The organism is Rubritalea sp., assembly GCF_051252225.1.
Taxonomy (GTDB): domain Bacteria; phylum Verrucomicrobiota; class Verrucomicrobiia; order Verrucomicrobiales; family Akkermansiaceae; genus Rubritalea.
This window is the reverse complement of sequence record NZ_JBPOGE010000002.1, coordinates 48,166-70,733: the sequence shown is the minus strand read 5'-3', so window position 1 is coordinate 70,733 and position 22,568 is coordinate 48,166. Positions and strand designations below refer to the sequence as shown.

Sequence of the window (22,568 nt, the reverse complement as noted above, 5' to 3'; positions counted from 1 at the left end):
AGCATGGTGGATCAATCATCTGCGGCGGAGGCTCCTCAAGCATTTAAAACGAACTGCCTAGCTTGCCATGATATGAATAAGGATCTGGTGGGTCCAGCGTTAGTCGATGTCGCGAGGTGGTACCCGAAAGAAAAGCGAAAGGAATTTATCAAATGGTGCTACGACCCAGGCAAAAGGAATCCTGACATGGCGCAGATGCCAGCAATGGTGCACATCCCTGAGAAGGAGTTAGAGGAAGTCCATAAGTACATACTCGAAGCTGCGAAAGGTCAGCAAAAAATCAAGATGCCGCGCACGGACCCTTATATTGATACAGAAGTGTATAGGCAGCGTCCACGCATCGAGAGAACATTCATCTCTGATACTGGTCCAGCGTCGATGGTGATCGCTCTGCCGACTTCAGAGGAACACAATGTGATCTGGGATACGGATACTTGTGAGGTGTCGTATATTGCAAAAGGCAAGATTGATAATTACAAATACTGGAAGAGCAATGGGAACACTGAAGCGGGTGTCGGCAAACGTATACTTGAGGTGGAAGAGCAGCTGATTGAAGCGGACAAAGACTATGTCGGTTATCGCTTAGATGAGCAGGGTTTCCCTACTTTGGAATACATGGTGGGTGCCGTAAAAGTGAAAGAAAGCTTCACGGTAGAGGGCAATATCATCGTACGGACAATTACAGCAGATCGCGCTTTTACTAAGTTTAATAAGCCAGAGGCTGCGAAGAATGCTCAAATGGATGTTTCAGTTGAGGCGAAAGGTTCAACGATCGTCATTAAGTATGGAGAGAACGCATAAATTTTAATGAGACAATGACTATACAAAAAACATTACTGTTGGGTCTTTCTGGGCTGCTCTTATTGAGCTCAAGCGCATTTGCACAATTTAATTGGTCACGCCATTATGAAGTGACACAGATTGATCCTCCCGAGGGGGCTGACTACCAGATCGGCGGTTTGGATTATGCGAAGAATGGGGATTTGATTGCCTGTTTCCATAGGGGTGAGGTGAGGACTTATAATGAAGGTTCGAAGAAGTGGAAATTATTCGCCACAGGTTTACATGAGCCACTCGGTATTTATGTGGAAGAAAATGGGGATGTCCTCGTGATCCAGCGTGGCGAGTTGACACGTTTGCATGATGAAGACGGTGACGGAGTTGCTGATTTTTATGAGAATGTGTGCAACGACTGGGGGCTTTCAGGCAATTACCACGAGTTCACTTTCGGCTTAGTCAAAGACTCTAAGAAGAATATCTACATTAGCTTGGGCACGGCTTCGAATATGGCTGGAGTGCGCGAGAATGTCCGTGGAGAGTGGAATAATACAGACGGATTAAGCCATGATAAGTTTCTGCCTAAAGATGGAAGTGAATGGAAAGTGATGCGGGAAGAAATTCCAAGAATGTACGCACGTGTTCCGTACCGTGGCTGCGTCCTTAAAATTGCACCCGATAGTAAAAAAGCAGAAGTGTATGCGACTGGAGTGAGAACTCCGAATGGTCTCTATGTGGATGAGAATGATCAGCTATGGGTGAGCGATAACCAGGGGGACTGGGTCGGCGCATCAAAGGTGCATAAGATCAAAGAAGGTGGCTTCCACGGTCATGCGGCTTCCTTGTTATGGGATGAAAATCCACCGAGTGTGACGCCTGCCAAGTTACCTATTGAGGAGCTTGAGGCTCGCAGAATCAAGGCTCCAATTCTCTTGCCGCAAGGTGATTGTGGAAACTCGATTACTCAGATGCTTGGAGTCAAAAACTCATTCATTCCCCATGCGAAAGAAGGAAATGCGAAGGGGCATTTGTTAGTGGGAGAGATGAATCATCCAAGATTGATTCGTTATATGCCCGATACGGTGAATGGATTCCAGCAAGGCACAGCCACACATCTGCTCGATACGAACAAAATAGAGAGCGGCAATAACCGTCTATTGTATTCTAAAGATGGTAAGTCACTCTATGTTGGGAAAACCCACTTGAGCTGGCCTGGCCGTGAGGGAATTCGTAAAATCACCTACACTGGGAAGCCATTTCTTTTCGTAGAGAATGTGAAACTCACGAAAAAGGGGTTCGAATTGACGTTTAATGCCGATATAACGACTGAGAAATCAGCTGAAGACGTGTTTGTCGATAGTTACCGGATCGCTTATCACTCTCACTATGGTTCTGGGAAAAATGATCAAAAAGAGATGCCTTGTTCCGTATTTAAGGTGGATGGGAATACTCTTACTATAGAGTTTTCTGAGCCGCTGGTTAAAGACCGAGTGTATGACATCACTATCCCAAAAAAGATAAAATCTAAGTTGGGCAATTTATCCTACAATCGCTTTTGGTACACGGCGCATGAGGTAGTGGAATAGCGGCCTTTTGTGGGTTGAATTCAATATTCTTTATGAGAAGCGCACCGTGATTGGTGCGCTTTTTTTCGGAGCTAAGTCATACAAACGGATGTTCTTATGTATGAAGTGAAGTGATTTCGGCTTGTTATAAATCAGGTGTGCATTTACGGGCTTCGGCATGAAAGCAGCACTGTTTCTATTTTCAGTCTTTATTGGGCACGCTGGCATTATGAATGCAGCAGTTAGCCAGATCTTTGAGGTCTCTGACGGCGGAGTCGATGGTGGGATAGGCTGGGATGCGGCGTGGAATTCCTCTCTTACATGGGAAGATACGCCATCCAGCTTTTTAGATGCCTCGCTAGGTGGGGCTAAGGTTGGATCGGGGAATAGTGGCTCTCAAAACTATTCTCGATCGTTTAAGAACAGTGGCTTAGTCTCGGATTTTAAGACGGATGCTTACCAGATGAGTATGCACCTCTTTTTTGCGACCAATGGGATTCAAGCTGGTAATTTTGAGGTGTTTGACGGAACTTATGGTGATTCGACTGCCAAACTGAAGCTAGATACCGCTACGAGTAAGTGGCAGGCATCTAATGGGAATAGCTGGGAAGATATCGGTATTGCAGGGACTTTTGACACTTCGTACTATGTGACTTTCGTTGTCGATCCTTCAGCCGGGACTTATTCTACGACTGTTTCGAGCATTCAAACTGACGGGACAGTGATTCAATCAGCAAGTAAATCAGGGTTGAATTTCGCAAGTTCGAATGCCGTGAATAATAGTGCGAATGGCGTGCTAGGGTTTTATGCTCAAAGCTCTTCAGGTGGTTCAGCATTCTTGGTCGATAACATTAACATCGATGCCGTTCCTGAGCCGAGCACAGTGGCCTTCGGCATGAGTGCTTTACTTTTTGGTTTGTTGCGCCGGAGAAGGTAGAACCTCTTTTCATCGGCGGTCGTTCATGAGCGTCGATAATGGTGAGTTGGGTTATATGCGTAATCCATTTTAGATCATGGCGTTGTCTTCCTTATTTTTTGGAGGCAGCTCCTAAATTGAGTTTGATCTAGTGTTTGATGGTTGTGTCACAACTCTGTGGAGTGGAGCTGTTTTCGAATGTTAGGTGATGGTCGGTACTTCAATTGGGACGATTTGTGGATATAGCATATCCTGTTGTGTTTCAGTGGGGAGGTTTCTCCTTGTTTAGGAGAGGGGCTAGAATATGAGTAATAGCCAAAGTTGGCTAAAGTCTATTAGCCATTTTGATTGGCTAGGCCACATCCTGTCCCCCTGTGTGATCTCCATCAGGCAATATGCTTAGCCATAACCCCATTGTTTAAAGACCCTACACATATGACAGCACCACTCTCCGCTAGGCTTTCTTTCCTAAGTTACGCTTTGTTACTCGGCTCGATGGAAGCCGGGATTAGTATTCATGGCAGTTCAGATTCTTACACCGAAACGGGAGGGGACTGGATGTCGATGGGGACCAATGATATTGGGATCGATGGCAGGCTGGGGAGTGATGGGTCTATTTTCTTTGGGGATTTTGATGGGGCTAGTGAATCAGATCAGAGCTACAGTCACCATATTTCTAGTCTGCCTACTTATGTGAGTAGTCATCAAAGCGGTGCTGACTTTTCTAATGTTTACGATGAAATAGCGGGCTATGGTTCTATAGATAGCCCTTTAGATGGGACTGATGCTTTTGCTGGGATAGCCGCTGCTAATGGTGGGGCTGATTTTGCAGGAACTTCGCATGAGGTTTTGACCTTCACGATCGACTCCGTAGCAGAAGGGGAAGAGGTGCGTATTGGAGTTCTTTCTGGGATTGAATCAAATGCAGACGGACGCTGGGATCCGACATCGATCACACTTTCTGATGGGGCGAATAGCGCGACTGTGGGTGACCACGGTTCATCGCCTTTGGCTATCAACCCTGGCGGAGTGAATGCTGGGTGGGTCTTCTTTGATGTGGATACAGCGGGAACTTATACTATCTCAGGCACACAGCGTATCGATGGCGATCAAGGGCCTAGTATTGGTGGTGTGACTTTTGATTCAGTGAGTGGTGGAAGGCTGCTTTCCGGGAGGAGTTTAGCTGTCGACTTTGGTGCTACAGCTCCAATCGAAGGTTCAAATTTTAATTATTATTCGGATACAGCTATTAATGATGGAGCCACCGAGTATTTTGCCGACTTAGGCATAGGAGCCCTGATAGATACGCAAGGTAGCCCTCTTAGTGGAGTTGGTTTCAGTGTTACAAATATGACGGGTAAAACCTCTTATTCACTTGCGGGTGGAGTCAGTGGCTACGGGGAAATGAGTGACTCTAGTATTTATAGCGACGCACTTATTTCCAATGATAACTCAGATGTTCGGCTTCTCGATGGAGATGCTCAAATAGATGGTTCTGATGACCGTGCGCATTTTGTGCTCACTTTTACAGGATTAGACGATGAGCTCACCTATAACCTGACTGGTGGCTATGATAGTGATATCGCGAATTTCAATGCAATCTGGCAGGCTGATGGTGAAAATGCGGTGACGGATTCCACTGGCGACGGCTATGTGACACTTACTGATCTCTCTACGGATGGTAGTGGGAATTTAGTGATTAACGTGATCAGAGCTGGGGAAGTAAATGGTCAACACGTTACGCTCGCTGGCTTTGTGCTGGAGGCTGTGGATTATACCAATCCGGATGGGAGTCTGAATTTCCCTCTAGTCACTCCGGAAAGTGCCTATAGTTTTCCCAATGCTTTTCCTGACTTAACGTTCACGGAGATTGCTTCTTTAGAGTCACTTCCTGGACATCCTGAGAAACTCTTTGTCGTCGAGACTCGAGGCATTATTTGGATGATCCCCAATGTGACAGCAGAGACACCGACTAAAGTACTAGTTTTAGATAGGGAATCAGTGAATACGGATCAGTATTTCAACGGTATGGGGGGCGTGGCCTTTCACCCTGAATTTGATACGAACGGCTATATCTACGTCACGTATCCAAGCCAGAATAATTGGACTAGGCTCTCACGGTTTACGGTACCTGACCCATCTGATATTGGTTCGATCGATATTACTACTGAGCAAGTTCTCATCGAGGAAACTTTCCATCGTTCTCACGGCTGGAACCGCTTGATGTTTGGTCCAGACGGTTATCTCTATGTGCCGATTGGTGACGGCAAGCAGGTGAGCCATCAGAGCCGTCCAGCAGATCGGCTTACGCAGACGATTGATGAAGGGTTCTGGTCGTCGATTCTGCGCATTGATGTGGATAAAAAAGCTGGGAACTACGAACCACAAAACCTTGCAAGCGACGACGCCAACGGCAAGTGGACCGTGCCAACGGATGGCGAGGGCTTAGCGTATTACTCGATCCCAGCAGACAATCCATTTTTAGATACAGTAGCAGCTGACGGCACAGGAGTGAGTTCTGCTTTTAACAAGGTTACTGAGCCAAGTAAGGTCCGGACAGAAATGTACGCGATTGGTTTCCGTAACCCCTGGAAGATTGGTTTCGTGCCGGGGACATCTGACCTTTGGGTAGCAGACGTGATGGCTTCGCTCAAAGAGCGCTACATGATCATGCCGAAAGGTGGCAATGCGGGCTGGGCATTTTACTCTGGGACTGGCGATGTAGAGTGGTTGCAAACTACCTATGCTATCGATGCGCCTACAGGTGTGCAGTACGTACAACCTGTGGTGGAATACTACGTGACCGATAGTAGTAGTGGTTCTCAAAATAAATCGATCATCGGTGGCGAGTTTTACCTATCGACCGACATCCCCACTCTCACTGGCGCATATATCATGTGTGACTACAACCGTGGAGACATATGGGCGGTGCATAGAGATGACCATAGTGCTTTCCAAATGGTGGATCCTGTACTTCAGGGAGACGGCAATTATGCGCTCGATGACGTGAACATTTCAGAGACCACGCTTGGCGGAGTTTTTGCTTTTGGTGCTTATAATGCCACGGTAGAGAAAATTGGAGACCAAACAGGTATCACAGCGATGCTACCTAATCCAACTACTGGAGAAATGCTCTTGGCAGATAGTGATAATAGTACGAACGGAAATATTATTAGAAAGCTGGTCTTCAGTGACGGGGACTTCGATAGCCATTTACCTCAAACGCTGACAGAAACTGGAGCTTTCGATGATGTGGCATCGTTTGATGTGACCGAAAAAATGCTTCCTTATGAGGTGAATCTAACCTTCTGGTCTGATGGTGCGCTGAAGAGTCGCTATTTTAACATGGTGGACGCTACAGGAACTATGACCTACGCTGCTAATGATTTCTGGGAGTTTCCTACTGGTATGGTGACCATGAAGCACTTTGATATGGATCTTGATCTCGATAATCCGGGAACCAATGTGAAGCGCATAGAGACCCGTTTTCTAGTGAAGTCTGAGCAAGGGTTTTATGGGATGACTTACCAGTGGAATGATGAGGGGACTGAGGCTTCATTAGTGGGAGAAAATGGAGCAGCTGTGGCACTACAGATCATAGAAGGAGGAGTCACTCGTAGTCAAACTTGGCGGATACCATCAAGAGGGCAGTGCTACCAATGTCACCACGATGGAAACAATGTGATGCTCGGGTTCGACTCTCGGCAATTAAACTACGTTGGCACGTTAGAGGGAGAAGCTGGGAACTTCCTGACCTTACTCGAAGGGGCTGGTTATCTCAGTGCTGTAGGTGCTGATCCCGTGAATCTCCCCGTTCATCACCAACCTACTGATAATAATATAAATATTCAGGAGCGGGTGAAATCCTATCTGGCTGTAAATTGCGCTTATTGTCATTATGACGGCAATGGGGCGGTGCCTGATTCCTGGAGTGGTCAGGCTGATTTTGACCTCGACGAAATGAATTTATTGCATGCTGAGGCGGTCGGCGCCCAAGTCGTGGACCCTACTGACCGACTCATTATTCCAGGTGATACAGAGAATTCTATTATTTTAAGTAGAGCCTCGGCTACCAACGGCTATGGGCGTATGCCGCCAGTTGGCTCAAGAGTTGTAGACCCTGAAGGCATAGCTCTAATCACAGAATGGGTACTTAATTACGCAAATACGACGCCTTCAATTACAGCGCCTGAGACACCACTTTCCGTGATAGAAAATTCATCTGCAGCAACTTTCGTCGGGAGTCCGGACGCAAGTGATCCAGATGCTGCACAAGTAGACCGAGGCACACTCACGTATTCAATTATAGCTGGCAACGATGCGGGTATTTTCACGATTGATGAAGACAGTGGTGAAATTAGTCTTGCCCTAGCCGGTCCAGATTATGAGGAAAGCACTGTACATAACCTTACGATTCAAGTGACAGATGGTTTCAGGGCGAACCCTGGTACTGCCTCGTCGGTGATTGCTGTAGCTGTGAGCGATATACCAAATGACGATAGTCAAGGTGACGGTATTGCCGATGAATGGGCTGTGGCGCATTTCGGTTCCTCAGTGATCAATCCTCTGGCTGATAGCGACCAAGACGGTTTCGCTGAAATTCTTGAATATTGGGGTGACTCTGATCCTCTGGATGGGAGTGACGGGTTCGTGTTTGAAGGTGACGATACAAAGCCAAATGATGGCTATTATTTTGAATGGGTGATCCGGGATTCACTTGTGCCAGATGTGGATTACCTTGTGAAAGGGAACACCACGCTGGGAACAAACTTCACAACACTCACTTTAGATGAAGATTACACGGTCGAATCTACTACTCCTGTAGTGGGTAACCCCGGTTTGAGCCGTGTTCGTATCAAGGTGACTTCTGAGAGTTCTAAGTACTTCCTCCAGCTGAGTTCTCAGTAGGGGGATGTTCACACTATATTGGATGAAGAGCTAGACACAGCTAGACTACTAAGGATAAGAGTTAGGGATGAAAAACTTCCTACTTCTCATTCTATCAGTTTCTTCACTCCATGCTGACTCATTGAGAGTGTATTTTGGAACTGGGAGCGATGGGATCTACAGTTCATTGTTAGATACTGATTCAGGTCAGCTGACTGAGCCTGAGAAATTGGCTGAAGTTGGTAGGCCGTCATTTATCACGATGGGTGACGGGGTTCTTTACGCTACTTCTAATAAGTTTGGCAAGCAAGGCGGCTTGGCCGCATTGAAGGTAGGTGCTGATGGAGGATTAAGCTTACTCAATGAGAAACCGTCGAACGGAGCTGGCTGCAGTCATGTCAGTCTTGATTCGACGGGTAATGTGTTATTTTTTGCAAATTACTCAGGAGGGAATATCGGAGCGGTGAAGATCAATGCTGATGGCTCACTGAGTGACTCTGTGAGTATGACTGAGCATGTGGGGGCGAGTGTGAATGAAAAACGGCAGCTGAAGCCTCATCCGCATTCTGTGTATTCTGGACCTGAGAATAAGTATGCCTATGCCCCAGATTTGGGAACGGATGAGATTTGGACCTATCGTTTTGATCTAAGCACAGGGAAGCTTAGCTTATACGACAAAGCGAAGCACCCAGCGGGTGGCGGACCTCGGCATATGAAGTTCAGTGAAAATGGGCAACAGGCTTATGTGCTGAGTGAGCTAACGCTAGAGACAGTGGTTTATGATCGCGATGCGAAAACTGGTAAGCTGATAGCGCGTGGCGCGGTGAGTAATCTCGAGGAAGGAAAAGATAGGTCTGAAATGACGTGTTCAGAGATTCGCGTCTCTGAGGATGGGAGATTTGTCTATGTAGCCAACCGTGATTTAACCAATAAACAAAGAGATAGTATTAGCGTGTTTGCAGTGCAAGAGGATGGCGGGCTTGAGCTTATCCAAGTAGTGGGCGCGGAAGTCTGGATACCAAGAAATATTAATCTGAGCCCTGACGGCAAGTGGCTGTTAGTAGCTGGGCAAAAATCTGATTTTGTGACTGTGTTTTCGGTCGATTCAGCAACTGGAAAGTTGGAGTTCACTGGGCATAAGGTCGAGATGCCTTCTCCGATGTGCGTTGAGTTTCTGGCGCAATAGAGAGAGTAGAACAGATAGCAGAGTTTCTCATGACGGAAGTCTTACAGACTTCGCAGAGGTTGCTGACTACGAACTCAGAGCGTGCGTTAGTCGCTCTGGGCTTGGAGAGCCTAAACCTTTTCAAGGTGGCTGCTTTCGGCGTGGTTGGGGGGATTTTGAAATATGAGAGAAGTCTGGAGGATTTCCAGCTTGGAGGCGTAGTGGTGGCGATGGCTGAGGCCTTCAGCCTCTGTGTAATGGAAGCTGATGTTCATTTGGCGAAAATATAGTTGCTGTGATAGGTGAGAGCTTTGGCCTCTTGTTAGTCGCTGAACTCACCTGACACGAATATAGTTGCTGGGAGAGGAAACCTCGTTGAGGTTTTAGATCACACTGTTAGAAGGCTTACACTAGTGTCATTATTTCCTAGCTTTCTTCGGAGAGGAAATAGTGAAGGTTTTGATTTCAGTGTCAGCTGATGGGACGGGGACTCCGGCTGCCCAGTAGATGCCATTGACGATGAGACGCATGGAGTTGGGTTCAGAAAAGTCACCTGCATGGCCGAGTGAGGTGTAGAAGGTTTTTCCACCGTACTTGTTCGTCCATGTCCAGGCGACGTTGTCGGTCATTTCAGCTTTGAGCTCGTGGGTGCCGAATTGGTTCGTGCGGGTGTACGCTTTTCCACCTTTTGGGCTGCCAGTTCCGAGAACGAGTGGTTTGACTCCTTCTTCAGTTTTGCTGAGATAAAGGGTTCCTGGTGAGTTCCAAGTGCCTGAGATTCCCGTAAGGATTGGATGTTTTTTTTCATCTTCAATAATCTCGAGCTGCGTTTTTCCAGCTAAGTGAATGAGGTAGGGAGAACCGAGTACATCTCTACCGAAGCCAAGATTCAGCGCTGACTTTGGATTGTCTTTTGAGTAGTTGAAGCCATGGCCGCTGGTGCGAAGCCCTACGACTGGTTTACCGGCTTCGACATAGTCCATGAACTGATCGTATTGCTCGCCTTCGAGTGTGAGGAATCTGGTGAAAAAGATAGCGAGATCAGTCTCTTTTAATACCTCGAGCCCCGGGAGTCCGCGCTTGTCTTTTTCAGGATCCCAATCCGGGTTGACGATGGAGACTTCAAAGCCTAGGCGCTCGAGCTCCTTCTTCATCTCAGGCATGGTGCGCTGAGGTGTATAGTGGTGAGTTCCTACAACGATGGTTAGGTGCTTTTTGTCGCTAGCTTCTGCCTGCAGGGACGATGTGAACGTACCTGCGGTAAGCGCGGCGAATATGATCGTTCTGAATTTCATCTTCTGGGAATTTTTTGAGTTATTTGAGTTATTTGAGTTATTTGAGTGACTTGAGCCATTTAACGAGCATCTCGACTTCCTTATCCGAGAGTTGCATTGGAGGCATTGCAGGAACAAAGCCTTCAGGGTACATCGACATTGGTTTCTTGATCGCAGTGATGAGGTAGTCATGATCAATAGTGACATCCTTCTTTGAGCCGTCTGCTAGAATCACTGTTTGCTTCTTTCCTAAGAGGCCTCGGAGTGCTGGACCTACAGCTTTGGAGTCGAGGGCATGACAGTTGGCGCAGTTTGCTTGGAAGGTGGTGGTAGCGAACTCTTCCCAGTTGGCACTTTGTTGCTTATCAAATTCCTTCGCCCACTTTTGTTGCTCCGCTGCATTACTTGGGTAAGTGACAGTAGCTGGTTTGTTGCCGGATTTATCACAAAGGTAGGCGGTGACATCTGTGCTAGATCTAGCACCCTTAGAGATGCTGTACTCGACCTTGTTGAAGCCTTTTTTGACAGCAAAGGAGTTTTGCGAGGACGTGGTGTGTGGGCTGCCAGAGGCTATGACTAATGGCGTATCATTTGCTGTTAGGTTTAGGCCTGGGTTGTTGCTGTGACCGAGTATCATTTCTCCATCGACATTACTCATAAAGTAGAGTGTGCCAGATTGGTTCAATTGGTCGCCCATCCATTGATCCTTTGAAATGTAGGACTCATTGGAAATATCGAGCAAGGGAAACTCAGGCGCTAAGCCTGGACGGTCTTTCCAGCCAGCCATTGTTTTTACAATGCCGAGTGGCTTTTTAGAATCAGCTTGAATGGAGTTAATGAGAGTAGTCCATTGGTCATCGGAACCTTGTAAGTGAGAGCCGACACTCACTAGGGCTATTTTGATACGGTCATCATCAGAAGCTGCTAGTTTGTTTGCAATCGTGATCGCCTCTTCTCCTAGAGCATCATTCCACCAGCGCAGAGAGCGCGTGGCTGCGCGAGCAATGTTGAGATCTTTGCTGGCAGTAAGGCGTGTGATGAGTGAGGTGTCTTCGAAATACTTCATGCGCTCGTAAGTCCAGAGTACCTCGAGGGCGAGATCTTCATTACTATCGATTGCAGCCTGGTTCTCAGCAATGGCTTGGAGAACTACAGTGTCAGAATGATTTTCTAGCTCCACGCGTGCAGATTGTCTTACCTTAAGTAGAGGGTGAGCAAGTAAGCTAATGAGTGTCTTAGGTGATTCACCGTGAATCTTCACCAGCTTTACGAGTGGCGATGTTTTGTGGGTGACTCTCCAGATGCGGCCATTGGCGAAATCGCGGTTTTTGTCGCGAATAGAGTGTTGTGCGTGACCAATGATAGGGTAGTAAAAGTCAGAGATATAAAGCGCTCCATCGAGACCGAAAGTGAGATCAGTCGGGCGGAATACTTTGTTATTGGACTTGATCAGAGTCGTCTTTTTATCGGCAGCTTTATAAGTGCCATTCTCCAGTTTTACAGGTGTGAAATTCACTTCATTGGTGTTCAATAGGTGGGTGGTAAGTATTCCGTTTTGCCAATCTTTTGGGAAGTTCGGGCTTTCAACGAACTGAGCTCCACAGCCTTTGTCGTAACGGAAAGGCATACCAAGTTTAGTTGGAGCAGTGCTGCCCATCGGAACCCAGATGTTATAAATATCGGCATCTTGGAGCTGGCCGCCACCGAAGTAGTGCATGGATTCGCCCCATTTATTGAAAGTGATTTTCCATGGGTTCGGATCGGCGCTGAGTCGCTCAGTGGTCATCTGGCGAGTGTCTAGATCATAGGAAACGACAGCTGTGTCGATGGTGTGGAAGACTCCGCGAGGTGTCTCAAACTGACCACGGTGGAACAGAGCTTCTGAAATGAGAAGGTCACCTTGTGGAGTTCTGGTAAGGTATCCACCGTGGTGGGTATCTGTGTTATCTAGACCACGGACGATTTCTTCCATGTAGTCAGCTTTATTGTCACCAGAGGTGTCTTCAAGGTAGATGAGTTTACGTGATACAGACGCGATGATGCCTTTTTTATAGAAAGTGAATCCGTCTGGAAGGTCTAGTCCGTCGGCAAAGACGGTTTTCTTATCGGCTTTTCCGTCAGAGTCGGTGTCTTCAAAGATGAGAATTTTCCCTTTTGGAAGTTCACCTGGAAGTGGGTGTGGGTAGGATGCGAAGCAGGTGACCCAGAGTCTCCCTTGTGCATCGAAATTGATTTGGAGTGGGTTGATAAGTTCTGGGTGGTCTTCGCTGGAAGCGTAGCAATTTACTTCAAAGCCATTGGCAAGAGTGAAGTCTTTCAAGTCTTCTTCTGATGGTTTGATCGTACCCAAACCTCTTTTAGGTTTCTTGCTGGGCACATCAATATGCAAGACTTCGAGTTCAGGGATCGGCTGAGCTTGAGTGAGGTCGGCAGCTTGCTGCCAGATGGATTGGTCGAGAGTATTCGCAAGCTTCAGGTAGTGAGGTATTTCTGGAAGGTATTCGTAGCTGCGAGCACGGACACCATAGTAGCTGATACCATTTTGTGGGTGGTAGGCTTGAGCGACTTCTCGCGCTTTACGTGAAACGAGTTTTTTGAGTGAGTCGAAGCCTTTTTGGGTTTCGACCTCTTTTAAACTATTAGGGTTTTCGGCTAATTGGGAGGCTAGTATTTTACCGATTTCACGTGCGCCGAGAGGATTTAAAGCTAATCCATCATAGGTGTACTTTTTGTCAGTTCCTTGGAAAAGCTGTTTTGTTGGTTGGTAGAGGTCAACGAAGGTGACTCCCTGACTTTCCGCAACGGATCTCATGATCGAGGAGTATTTTTCAAGCTGAGCATTGCGCTCTGTTAGATCTGGGAGCATGAGACTGCTCACTTGTTCTGCCGCGATGGGTGAGACGAGTATGTACTCGCTCTTCGGGTGGCGTTTCTTGATGAGCTCGATGTAGGAAGTGACTTGAGCTTCAAAGTCTTTGATCCCTTCTACACCGTCAAATGCCTCGTTTCCTCCAAATGCCATGATCACGCGATCTGCTGGCCATTGCTTCACAAGGTAGTCTAAATGGGTGCCGAAGCGGGATGCGCGGATACGGAAGTCCACTTGATCACCCATGTAGGCCAGTGAGCGAAACTGGATTTTTTGTCCTTCACTGGATGCCTGCATCAGTGCTTCAAAGGTACCTTCTTCCTGGAGTCTCTCGATGAGGGTGTTGCCGTACATGACAGTCATGCCATCATTGGCAATCTGGACATTAGGGAGGGTGTCCTTTGAGTTCTGAGAGGAGATAGGTGCTTTTTTGCCTTTAGGAGAAGCTTTCGCTGCCCATACTGAGTGGGAGCAGAGAAGCGTGGCAACGAGTGCGATGTTAAATAGTTTCATAGATGAATGGTGACAGGTTTTGCGAAAGATCGAGCCGAAGTACTGGTTGTGGGATGAGGAGCCTTCTACAGATCTTTGAGTCTTTGCTTGATGGTTCCTAAAATGACAAAGGAGTAGAGAATTGCCTATCCATCGTTTGGGGGATAGTACTTTAATCCATAGAGAGATATTTCATCTATAGGATGATGCGCTCTCAGCAGCCCAAACTTACCAACCTTTTAATGAACCTCGCACCCTTCATATTCATCGTTTGTTTACTCGGGAGCTGCGTGGGCTACTCAAGCCAAGATGAGGAGAGAAAGGCTGTGGAGATGATGTCTCTGCCTGAGCTTGAAGTTGAGGCTGTTAGTATACAGACGGAGCTTGGCGAGCTGGCTAACTACACTTTACGCGGGAGCGTGGGGTCGGTGGGGTATCGCTCATCTAGCTATGCGAGTGCTCATCGAAAGCTTTTACTGGAGGTAGATCTTGAGACCGAAGAGGTGATTGACCAGGTAGTTCTAGTGCCCTCTTTGTGGCGCGATACTCAGGTGGGAGTTCGTTCAGAGGGATTCCCAATTGCGTTTCGCGTCATAGTGGGGACTGAGGATGAAAGTCAGGAGGTGGCATCGTATTCAGTGGAAGATCAATTGCTGCCACGCATTGCTCCTTTGGTGGTCTCATTTTCTCCCCGAACTGCATCATGGGTGAGGATTGAAGTGACTGAGATGTCTTTGCTGATTTCAAAAGAAAAACATGTCTTCCAGTTGTCTGAAATCTTTGTCTTCAGTGGTGCAGAAAATGTGGCCCTCCAGAAAAAGGTGCTCGCGCAATTTAGCTCAAAAAGGGAGCAAGTGAGTTCCCTAACGGACGGGTTCACGCCATATCTTATGGATGCAGCAGGTGGAAGTCTGAGTAAGACACGAGTGATGTCGATTGCAGAGATTCCGCCTTTGCCTACTCTGACGTTAGATTTGGGTAAGGAGTATCCTATAAATCAGATTAATTTACATGCCGCCCACACCTCCCTATCGATCCCCATGAAAACACTAGGTACGTACAGTATGCCAAGCTATGTACGTATTTCAGGGGCGAAAGATGCTGAGTTTTCTGATGAAGTTTTTCTCTGTAAGTACGACCAGCGTAGTCCGTTCAACACAGGTCCAGTGATCATGCGGCGCTTTGATGAAAAAGTCTGCCGTTACATCAAACTGACGATTGTAGAGAGTCAACCTGTAGCTAGCTTTATGGGGGAAACGAGAGCTATCGCTTTCTCGGAAATTGAGGTTCTCTCTAGGGGAGGGACTGTGTCTTTCGGAGCTGAAGTGGTGGCGAGTGAAAACTTAAGGTATTGGGAGCAAGCTGTGGAGCTTATGACGGACGGTCTGAATTACTACGGTGAAATTCTGCCTACGAGAGTGTGGTTAGAGCAGCTTGCTAGGCGCCATGATTTGGAGGCTATTCAGCCGGTGATTTCAGCCGAGCTTACGCTACGCTATGAGCGCCAGAAAACCTATCTTCTATCAGCTATCTGGGTGGCTGTAGCTCTTGCTGTAGGGATTGCTTTTACTTTTATGATCGTGCGCTATCGTCATCTGAGAGAGCTTGCGGCATTTAAGGAACGATTTGCGGCTGACCTTCACGATGAACTCGGTGCGAACCTCCACACTATCGGCATGTTGAGTGATCTAGCAGATGCGTCTAAAGAATCTCCTGAGGAAATGTCGGGGTATTTGGAACGTATTCGTACTATGACAGAACGCTCCGGTCACGCTGTGCAATATGTGACGACTCTGAATGAGTCTAGCGAGTTGTTCTCTGAGCTTAAAACAGACATGCGGCGCACCTCTGAGAGGATCCTCACGCAGCTTGAGCACGATTTCTTAGTTGAAGGGGAAGAATATTTGTCACGCCTGAAGCCCCGAACGAGTGTGGATTTATTTCTCTTTTACAAGGAATGTTTGGTGAATACTTGTCGCCACTCGAATGCGACACAACTTAAGACTCGGCTTGTCGCCACTCCTCGAGAAGTGTGCTTGCGTATTGAAGATAATGGTAAGGGGATCGAGCAATCTAGTGGAGTGCCAAAGTCACTGAGAAGACGGGCACGGCTTTTGAAAGCGAAGCTTAATGTGGAGAGCTCTGCCGAAGGTGGCACGGCTATTTGCTTGAAGCTACGCAACGGAAAATAACTATCAAAAAGGAATATGAAGGATCTAATCAAAGTGATGTTAGTCGAAGATAGCCCAGAGTACCGAGAGGTGGTTGGTTTGGCTATGCAGCGAGAAAGTGACATTGAGTTGGTCAAGACATTCGGCACTGCTGAGGTGGCTCTAAGAACTCTACAAGGGCTCGCAGCTGGAGCGGTCCCGGATTTAATTTTGTTAGATTTAAACTTGCCCGGAATGAGTGGGTTGGAGGCGATTCCTTGGATACAGAAGTATTGTCCTCAAGTAAAAATCATTATGCTTACTCAGTCAGACCGTGAAGCTGATGTGCTCAAAGCTATAAACTTAGGGGCATCTGGATACTTGCTTAAAAAATCTAGGGTAGTTCAGCTGATGGAGGGGGTGCGCAGTGTGATAAGTGGGAACCACCTGTTAGATGGTGATGTGGCTCGTTATATAACGATGGCGCTGCAATCAAAACCTTCCGCGCTGCCTATAGAGAAGCCACTCTCTGAACGAGAAATGGAAATTCTTATTTTGTTAGGCGATGGACTAGTGAAGAAAGAAATAGCGAAGGAACTCGGGATCGGCTTTTCGACAGTCGCATCTCATATTCGTCATATCTATGAAAAGCTCCAGGTCGAGAATGCGCCGGCGGCTATATCTAAAGCTTACAAGAGTGGCTTGTTAGAGTGATCGAACCAGCTGTCTTTAGCCAAGCTCCACGATTGTTCTGCTGTTGGTGTTATTGAAGTCATTTTCTGCAATGCCAAACTTCTGAGCGATGGTGTAGTGGAGGTTTGAGAAATTGATGAGTAGATCGAGGATCCTCACAGTTTAACCGTGGCGGACTTTGATCAAGATGGGGACCTAGATGTAGCTAGTTGTGGTTTTGGAAGCGAGTGGGTTCGCTGGTATGAAAATGATGGGAAAGGGAACTTTTCCATCCACACGATTGATGAGTCGCAGCAAAGCTACGACTTACGCTCCGTCGATATGGATGGTGATGGGGACTTAGACTTGCTCAATGCAGGGAGAGCCTCAAACAATGTCGTGTGGTATGAGAATCTCTTGAAGTGAGACTATGTTGGAATGATCTAATGTTCAGGCTCTTTAAAGGGTGTGGGGGCTTTTGTCGTGAAACTTACGTGTTCGAAGTCATCGATCTTCGTGAACTTTAAGTCTGCGCCGACACCTCGGGGTTGAGACTTGCTCGACTGACTGAGCGTACGATTTTTTTTGTCCGTTAACTTCGCCTTCGTGTTCTGATTGACGATGGCGTTGGATTTGGAGTTTTTGAGAATAAAGAGGTTATTGAGTAACTCCATGGTGGCTGGAGGCTTCTTCCAGTTGCCGATGAGCACGCCATCGTCATTGGGGCTATCAAAGGTGTTGTTCTGAATGAGGTAGTGGTCGCCACCTTTCGTATTAATATACATGCCGGATTTACCCGGGTTTCTGACGAGGTTGTTTTCTATATTCACCTTACCATATCCAAAAACGACAAATCCATTTGATGGGCAGGTGTCGATGAGGTTGTCGTAGACCTTCGCCTGAGTGCCGGCTCCGATTTGCATGCCATTGTCTTGGTATTCAGCAAAGGGGCTGACGCCTGAATTAAGGATGGTATTGTTATAGATTTCACAGTCTTCGGATGCACTTCCTACTTGGATACCTTCGCATCCTGTGTCTTTACAAATGTTGTTATAGAGGCGAAGCCCTTCGATGAGGTGAGGCATGGTAGGCTTGCCAGTTTTCTTAGGATCGTAGCCATCGTAAAAAGTATGGCCGATGTAGAATCCTTCGCCTTTCACATCGTGCACGTAGTTATCGTGTAGTGCGATGTTACGCATGGTGAATTGGTCACGAGTGGTCTTGTGCTGCATACTCGGTTCGTCTTTGACGTTGAATCCTGCAAAACCTGCACCGAAGACTTCGATATGGTCGATTTCGATCGAGCTACTGCGACCTATGACATTTACCGCATGGGGTCCTTTCTTTCCACAAGCGGCTCGGATGCCGTAGCGGTTTTGTGTGTCGCCAGAGCCTGTGAGTCGGATGTGTTTACAGCCGGAAATAGTGAGGGCTGAGTTGCCTTTTTCACGACTATCAAACTCAGCAATGCCACCTGAGTTGATGAAGGTGATCGGGGCGTCTGCTGATCCTTGGAAGTTCTTGATGGTCAGTGACGAGTACTTGCCATCCTTGATTTTGAAAACATCACCAGGTCGATGCTTGATTTTCGAGCCATCGAGTGTGGTCGTTTCTTCGAGCCGCAGCGTTGTTTGCTTCGCTGATAAAGTACCGGCGTAGAGGAGTAGAAGACTAAGAGTGATGCAGAGTTTGCGGATAACCATGGTCATGGCATTTAGCAATTTGCATCACTCGAGTCAACGAGGCTCTGAAATGGGAGGACTACTTTAAGAGACCTATTTTTGATTGGTCGATAGGCTTGAAGCCCATTTTAAGCGCTGGAGAATCAGGCTGGAGTTGGAAGTTTCCATTGGCTGGATCTACAAACATTGGGTCTGCTGCGATACTTCCTTTTCCTGTTCCTAGGGATTCCAGCTCTGCGACTGCAGCCTGCGCTAACTCTGGAGTGGCTGCTGAGTAAAAGAGGTTTGCTCCTGTATCTGCATCTTGTACTCGCGCCACAGCTCTACCGCGACGATCCTCGGTGCCTCCAGCTCTTTTTCCATCGAGCTCATTGATGAAGTCGTCTACAGAGCTAGTGGAATAGAAGATGTTGTGCTTAATACTAGCACCAGTGAGTGGTCCCTCACGCAGTGAGAGGTAGTAGCCGCGGGGTGGGTAGATGACATCTGCAATGATGTTATTTTCAAATGTTGTATCGAGTTTGAGCATCATGCCCTGAGACGTACATTTGTAGATGATGTTTTCGTTAATGATCGTGCCGCGCTGACCACCGTCTGTGCGGATAGCGCACTGCATGATCATTGGGGTAACTAGGTGGTGCACGTAGTTGCGTCTGATGATATTGTTCGGGCCCGCACCACGGATGTAGATCGCATTTCCATCGCCGAGTTTCTGCATGGAATGGCTGATCTCGTTGTACTCAATGATGTTGTCATGTGAGTGCCAAAACGGGATGGCGTCTTCATCTGTTTTGATTTGCTTGGTGTTACCTATTTCATGCAGGCGTAGTGTTCTGCCGAGTTCGCGTCCTCTTTTTTGGAAGAAATCAATCATGCAGCCTGACAGGATAAGGCCGGTGTAGTTGGTGTGGTGAATGAAATTGTTTGAGATCTGATTCTCTCCACTTTGCCAAATGAAGAGGCCTGGCGAATGCCAGTAGATTTCTCCGACATGGTGGATGTGGTTGTTGGAAACGAAGTTCTTTCGGTTCACATCTTTGGTGCCTGGGCCATAGCCGCAGAGAAGGATGCCGCCACCACCGAGGTGCTCAATGTGGTTTCCTGAGATTTCGTTGAGCATGCCGTGGAGGTCGACTCGGATAGCACCGCTGCCGCTGTGGAGGAAATGCGAGTTCTTAATAGCACATTGTTCGGTTCCTCGGAAACGAACGAGAGCATTGTCTTTGTCTAGCATGTCCCAGTCGTGTTGAAGGCCTGCATCGTCTTTAGTGAGGGTATAGCGCTCGCCGTGCATGAACGTTAGACCGTCAAAGGTAAGGTTTGTGACTGGGGTGTCTTCAGGCCCCTTGAAATCGATGTCGCCTTCGACGCGAATGATTTCGTTGAGCTGTGGGTGGTAGACATTCGTGTCATTTCTAGGCCAGAGATAGAGTTTTCCTTCAGTAGGGTTGAGCACCCATTCACCTGGCTCATCGAGTTCTTCGATGGAGTTTTCGACCCAGCAGTTCGGTGTGTCCTTGAGGAAATGCAGTGGGTTGGTAACGTAGGATGCGTCAATCGATGTTTCGATCGTAGCCTTTTTATAATCAAGCTTAGTTACAGGTAGGACGTTTCTGATCCATGCGTGATGTGGTCTAACCATTACTTCTAGACCTTCTACGTTAGACCAATTTTTCAGAGCATCCTTTGGGATGAGTATTTTGTTGCGGCCACCGCCTTCACGGGTGATGAAGCCTTTAGAGCTCGCTCTAGGGAGAATGCCTTCAGCGTCATAAAGTGTTCGAAAGTCTGCTGTAACATCAGCGACGAGCACATTGCCTTGAGCTTGTGTTGGGAGTCCTTCGATTTCTGTTTGGGCGAGTTGCAAGTTGGTGATTTCATTTCCAGCACTCAAAATGGGAGTTTCACCAGGATAGGCGGCATAAGTGATCGTTCCGTCTGCTGAGCCTGAGTCGTCTAAGCTAAATACTAGGGTCTCGGAAAATTCGTAGCGACCGCCTCTAAGGAGAACCCGGATGTTTCCTGAATTTGTTTTCTTTAGCTCTCTTACGGCGTCTTTTGCTCGTTGAAGGCTTGCAAATGGAGCTGTAAACGTCCCAGTGTTTTTGTCATCACCATCGGGAGCAATGTAGAAATCAGCTTCTGCAATGACTTCCTGTGCTTTGGCTGGAGCTTCAGTTTCTTTTTTGACTTCTGGTGGATTGACCACTTCAGAGATCTTAGTAGCTAGCTGCTCATATGTCATCTGATCCTGAGTAAGGAAGTACACAGCTGCTACGATGAGCAGAGATGCGAAAATGCTAAATGTCCATTTCATGGGTATTGATTTTGAGTGGTGTTGAATGATTGAGATAACCAATATTTCTCATGCGATAGATCTAAGACTCTCTTCGCAAAGTCATGGTTAAATGTAATGTGTAGCTACCGATAGTGAGCGATGTTCCTATCAGTGAACAGTCACTATTTGTCGTTTCTTTTGAGTTTTTCAATCCTGATCTGCTCTTTAGTGATAGATCGAGTAATAATTTGCGTATTTAGGTGTCATTCTGCGTAGATGCACTCTGTATGTGTTATGAACAATTGTCTCTCAGCTCATCGATTTGTGGGTTCTGTAGGCTTCACTTCTAGATGATAAAATGAAAACGATCGTAAAAATAATTTTAGCGGCTGGGCTGTGTTCCCATATTTTCGCTGCCGAGAAGCCAAACGTAGTGGTGATTTTTACCGATGATCAAGGCTATGCTGACCTCGGATGTTTTGGTGGGAAGCAATTGCTAACGCCAAATATTGACCAAATGGCAAAAGAGGGTGCGAGGCTCACAAGTTTTTATGTGGCTGCTCCTGTCTGTACTCCATCTAGAGCGGCCTTGATGACGGGTTGCTATCCTCAACGCGTCGACATGGCCCCGGCATCAAGTCTCGAAGTGAAGTTATCGCACATTCCCGCTGGAACGAGATTTCCAGTGTGTCTGGCAGGTGATGGGCAAGGTCTCAATCCGGATGAATTTACCATCGCTGAAGCTGCACAGTCGGCTGGTTACAAGACTGGGATGTTTGGGAAATGGCACTTAGGGGATCAGCCTGAATTTTTACCAACACGACAGGGCTTCGAGGAATTTTTTGGCATACCCTATAGCCACGACATCACTCCGAAGCATAAAAATAATAAGGCGTTCAACTTCCCTCCATTACCGGTGTTAGAGGGTGAAGAAGTGATCGAGTTGAGCCCGGATCCACGTTACTTGACGCGTCGAATCACTGAGCGTGCAGTAGGTTTCATTAAGGAACATAAGGATGAAAACTTCTTCATGTACGTGGCTCACCCATTGCCGCACGGCCCAGTTGTCGCATCTCCTGAGATCTCAAAACAGTACGCAGAAGAACTGAAAAAGCCTGAGAATAAGAAAAAGTCATCGAAGATCTATCCGACAGCTATTCATGAGATTGATTGGTCGGTGGGTGAGATTCTTAATGCCTTAAAGGAACAGGGGATCGATGAGAACACGATTGTTCTCTTCACTAGTGACAATGGCCCCGCTTCTGGGTCGGCAAGACCTTTGAGTGGCAAAAAGACCAAAACGCTTGAAGGCGGGATGAGGGTGCCGACCGTGATTCGCTGGCCGAAAGGAATTAAAGCGGGAAGTGACAATGACACCTTAATGACAGCGATGGATGTATTACCGACCTTTGCCAAGCTGATGGGTGCCAAGCTGCCGGAAGATAAGACGATTGACGGCAAAGACATGATGCCGGTGCTGGTGGATGGAGCAGAAAGCCAACATGAATATTTCTTTTATAATTACTGGGGGACTACCGAGGCGGTGCGTTGGAAATCTTGGAAGCTACGTGAAGTCGATGGCAAGGTAGCTCTGTACAACCTTGCTGAAGATATCTCGGAGAAAAAGAATCTAGCGGCGCAGCACCCAGAGATCGTTCAAAGGCTTAAAGAGGCTGTTTCGCAATTTGATACTGAGATGGCCAAAGAAGTTCGCCCAGCTGGTCGTGTAGAAAATCCGAAAGAGCTCACTCTCAAGAACTAAGTCTTCTGGCCAAGAGTGGATTCTAATATGGGTATTGCGGAAAAGCAAAATGTTGCGAAGAATCCGCAAGCAATAGTGG

Annotated in this window: 15 protein-coding genes; 10 read left to right on the top strand and 5 right to left on the bottom strand. The window is 47.3% G+C overall.

Annotated elements, in window-relative coordinates; genetic code table 11:
* The first annotated feature begins 3 nt into the window (after positions 1 to 3).
* The 6 genes from ACSHX2_RS02710 to ACSHX2_RS02685 all read left to right on the top strand — a co-directional run bounded on the left by ACSHX2_RS02710 (position 4) and on the right by ACSHX2_RS02685 (position 9,600).
* A complete protein-coding gene (locus ACSHX2_RS02710; protein ID WP_435690323.1) occupies positions 4 to 801 on the top strand; it encodes a c-type cytochrome in 798 nt (265 codons plus the stop codon).
* Positions 802 to 815: 14 nt separating this feature from the next.
* Positions 816 to 2,363, top strand: coding sequence for a DUF7133 domain-containing protein (locus tag ACSHX2_RS02705; RefSeq protein ID WP_435690321.1), 1,548 nt, complete (start codon positions 816 to 818; stop codon positions 2,361 to 2,363).
* Between the two features lie 208 nt (positions 2,364 to 2,571).
* Positions 2,572 to 3,279, top strand: a complete 708-nt coding sequence (locus ACSHX2_RS02700) for a hypothetical protein (RefSeq protein ID WP_435690319.1) — start codon at positions 2,572 to 2,574, stop codon at positions 3,277 to 3,279.
* A 414-nt stretch (positions 3,280 to 3,693) separates the two neighbouring features.
* Positions 3,694 to 8,166: a PQQ-dependent sugar dehydrogenase gene (locus tag ACSHX2_RS02695; RefSeq protein WP_435690317.1), complete on the top strand. Its 4,473-nt coding sequence runs from the start codon at positions 3,694 to 3,696 to the stop codon at positions 8,164 to 8,166.
* 67 nt (positions 8,167 to 8,233) lie between these two features.
* Complete coding sequence (locus ACSHX2_RS02690) at positions 8,234 to 9,331, top strand: lactonase family protein (RefSeq protein WP_435690315.1); 1,098 nt, start codon at positions 8,234 to 8,236, stop codon at positions 9,329 to 9,331.
* Positions 9,332 to 9,360: 29 nt separating this feature from the next.
* Positions 9,361 to 9,600: a hypothetical protein gene (locus ACSHX2_RS02685; protein WP_435690313.1), complete on the top strand. Its 240-nt coding sequence runs from the start codon at positions 9,361 to 9,363 to the stop codon at positions 9,598 to 9,600.
* 129 nt (positions 9,601 to 9,729) lie between these two features.
* Here ACSHX2_RS02685 and ACSHX2_RS02680 read toward each other — a convergent pair whose 3' ends face one another.
* Together ACSHX2_RS02680 and ACSHX2_RS02675 are read right to left on the bottom strand one after the other, a co-directional pair.
* On the bottom strand, positions 9,730 to 10,605 hold the full coding sequence (locus ACSHX2_RS02680; protein WP_435690312.1) for a ThuA domain-containing protein: 876 nt from the start codon (positions 10,603 to 10,605) through the stop codon (positions 9,730 to 9,732).
* 37 nt (positions 10,606 to 10,642) lie between these two features.
* Positions 10,643 to 13,966, bottom strand: coding sequence for a DUF7133 domain-containing protein (locus ACSHX2_RS02675; protein ID WP_435690310.1), 3,324 nt, complete (start codon positions 13,964 to 13,966; stop codon positions 10,643 to 10,645).
* Between the two features lie 221 nt (positions 13,967 to 14,187).
* Between ACSHX2_RS02675 and ACSHX2_RS02670 the strand changes: the two genes are divergently transcribed.
* The gene (locus tag ACSHX2_RS02670) at positions 14,188 to 16,137 is read left to right on the top strand and encodes a sensor histidine kinase (RefSeq protein WP_435690308.1); all 1,950 of its coding nucleotides are present in this window, start codon (positions 14,188 to 14,190) and stop codon (positions 16,135 to 16,137) included.
* 15 nt (positions 16,138 to 16,152) lie between these two features.
* Entirely contained in the window at positions 16,153 to 16,809 is a 657-nt protein-coding gene (locus ACSHX2_RS02665) for a response regulator (protein ID WP_435690306.1), read from the top strand.
* Between the two features lie 15 nt (positions 16,810 to 16,824).
* Here ACSHX2_RS02665 and ACSHX2_RS02660 read toward each other — a convergent pair whose 3' ends face one another.
* A complete protein-coding gene (locus ACSHX2_RS02660; protein WP_435690304.1) occupies positions 16,825 to 16,947 on the bottom strand; it encodes a hypothetical protein in 123 nt (40 codons plus the stop codon).
* Positions 16,948 to 16,956: 9 nt separating this feature from the next.
* On the opposite strand from ACSHX2_RS02660, the gene ACSHX2_RS02655 reads away from it, so the two are divergent.
* The gene (locus ACSHX2_RS02655) at positions 16,957 to 17,193 is read left to right on the top strand and encodes an FG-GAP repeat domain-containing protein (RefSeq protein WP_435690303.1); all 237 of its coding nucleotides are present in this window, start codon (positions 16,957 to 16,959) and stop codon (positions 17,191 to 17,193) included.
* A gap of 17 nt (positions 17,194 to 17,210) precedes the next feature.
* On the opposite strand, the gene ACSHX2_RS02650 is transcribed toward ACSHX2_RS02655, so the two are convergent.
* Together ACSHX2_RS02650 and ACSHX2_RS02645 are read right to left on the bottom strand one after the other, a co-directional pair.
* A complete protein-coding gene (locus ACSHX2_RS02650; RefSeq protein WP_435690301.1) occupies positions 17,211 to 18,476 on the bottom strand; it encodes a right-handed parallel beta-helix repeat-containing protein in 1,266 nt (421 codons plus the stop codon).
* Positions 18,477 to 18,528: 52 nt separating this feature from the next.
* Entirely contained in the window at positions 18,529 to 20,766 is a 2,238-nt protein-coding gene (locus tag ACSHX2_RS02645; RefSeq protein ID WP_435690299.1) for a right-handed parallel beta-helix repeat-containing protein, read from the bottom strand.
* A gap of 319 nt (positions 20,767 to 21,085) precedes the next feature.
* On the opposite strand from ACSHX2_RS02645, the gene ACSHX2_RS02640 reads away from it, so the two are divergent.
* A complete protein-coding gene (locus tag ACSHX2_RS02640; RefSeq protein ID WP_435690297.1) occupies positions 21,086 to 22,489 on the top strand; it encodes a sulfatase family protein in 1,404 nt (467 codons plus the stop codon).
* Positions 22,490 to 22,568: the final 79 nt, after the last annotated feature.

Coding starts and splice junctions, on each gene's coding strand:
- ACSHX2_RS02710 (WP_435690323.1), top strand. CDS start 4: ATGGTGGATCAATCATCTGCGGCGGAGGCTCCTCAAGCATTTAAAACG.
- ACSHX2_RS02705 (WP_435690321.1), top strand. CDS start 816: ATGACTATACAAAAAACATTACTGTTGGGTCTTTCTGGGCTGCTCTTA.
- ACSHX2_RS02700 (WP_435690319.1), top strand. CDS start 2,572: ATGAATGCAGCAGTTAGCCAGATCTTTGAGGTCTCTGACGGCGGAGTC.
- ACSHX2_RS02695 (WP_435690317.1), top strand. CDS start 3,694: ATGACAGCACCACTCTCCGCTAGGCTTTCTTTCCTAAGTTACGCTTTG.
- ACSHX2_RS02690 (WP_435690315.1), top strand. CDS start 8,234: ATGAAAAACTTCCTACTTCTCATTCTATCAGTTTCTTCACTCCATGCT.
- ACSHX2_RS02685 (WP_435690313.1), top strand. CDS start 9,361: ATGACGGAAGTCTTACAGACTTCGCAGAGGTTGCTGACTACGAACTCA.
- ACSHX2_RS02680 (WP_435690312.1), bottom strand. CDS start 10,605: ATGAAATTCAGAACGATCATATTCGCCGCGCTTACCGCAGGTACGTTC.
- ACSHX2_RS02675 (WP_435690310.1), bottom strand. CDS start 13,966: ATGAAACTATTTAACATCGCACTCGTTGCCACGCTTCTCTGCTCCCAC.
- ACSHX2_RS02670 (WP_435690308.1), top strand. CDS start 14,188: ATGAACCTCGCACCCTTCATATTCATCGTTTGTTTACTCGGGAGCTGC.
- ACSHX2_RS02665 (WP_435690306.1), top strand. CDS start 16,153: ATGAAGGATCTAATCAAAGTGATGTTAGTCGAAGATAGCCCAGAGTAC.
- ACSHX2_RS02650 (WP_435690301.1), bottom strand. CDS start 18,476: ATGACCATGGTTATCCGCAAACTCTGCATCACTCTTAGTCTTCTACTC.
- ACSHX2_RS02645 (WP_435690299.1), bottom strand. CDS start 20,766: ATGAAATGGACATTTAGCATTTTCGCATCTCTGCTCATCGTAGCAGCT.
- ACSHX2_RS02640 (WP_435690297.1), top strand. CDS start 21,086: ATGAAAACGATCGTAAAAATAATTTTAGCGGCTGGGCTGTGTTCCCAT.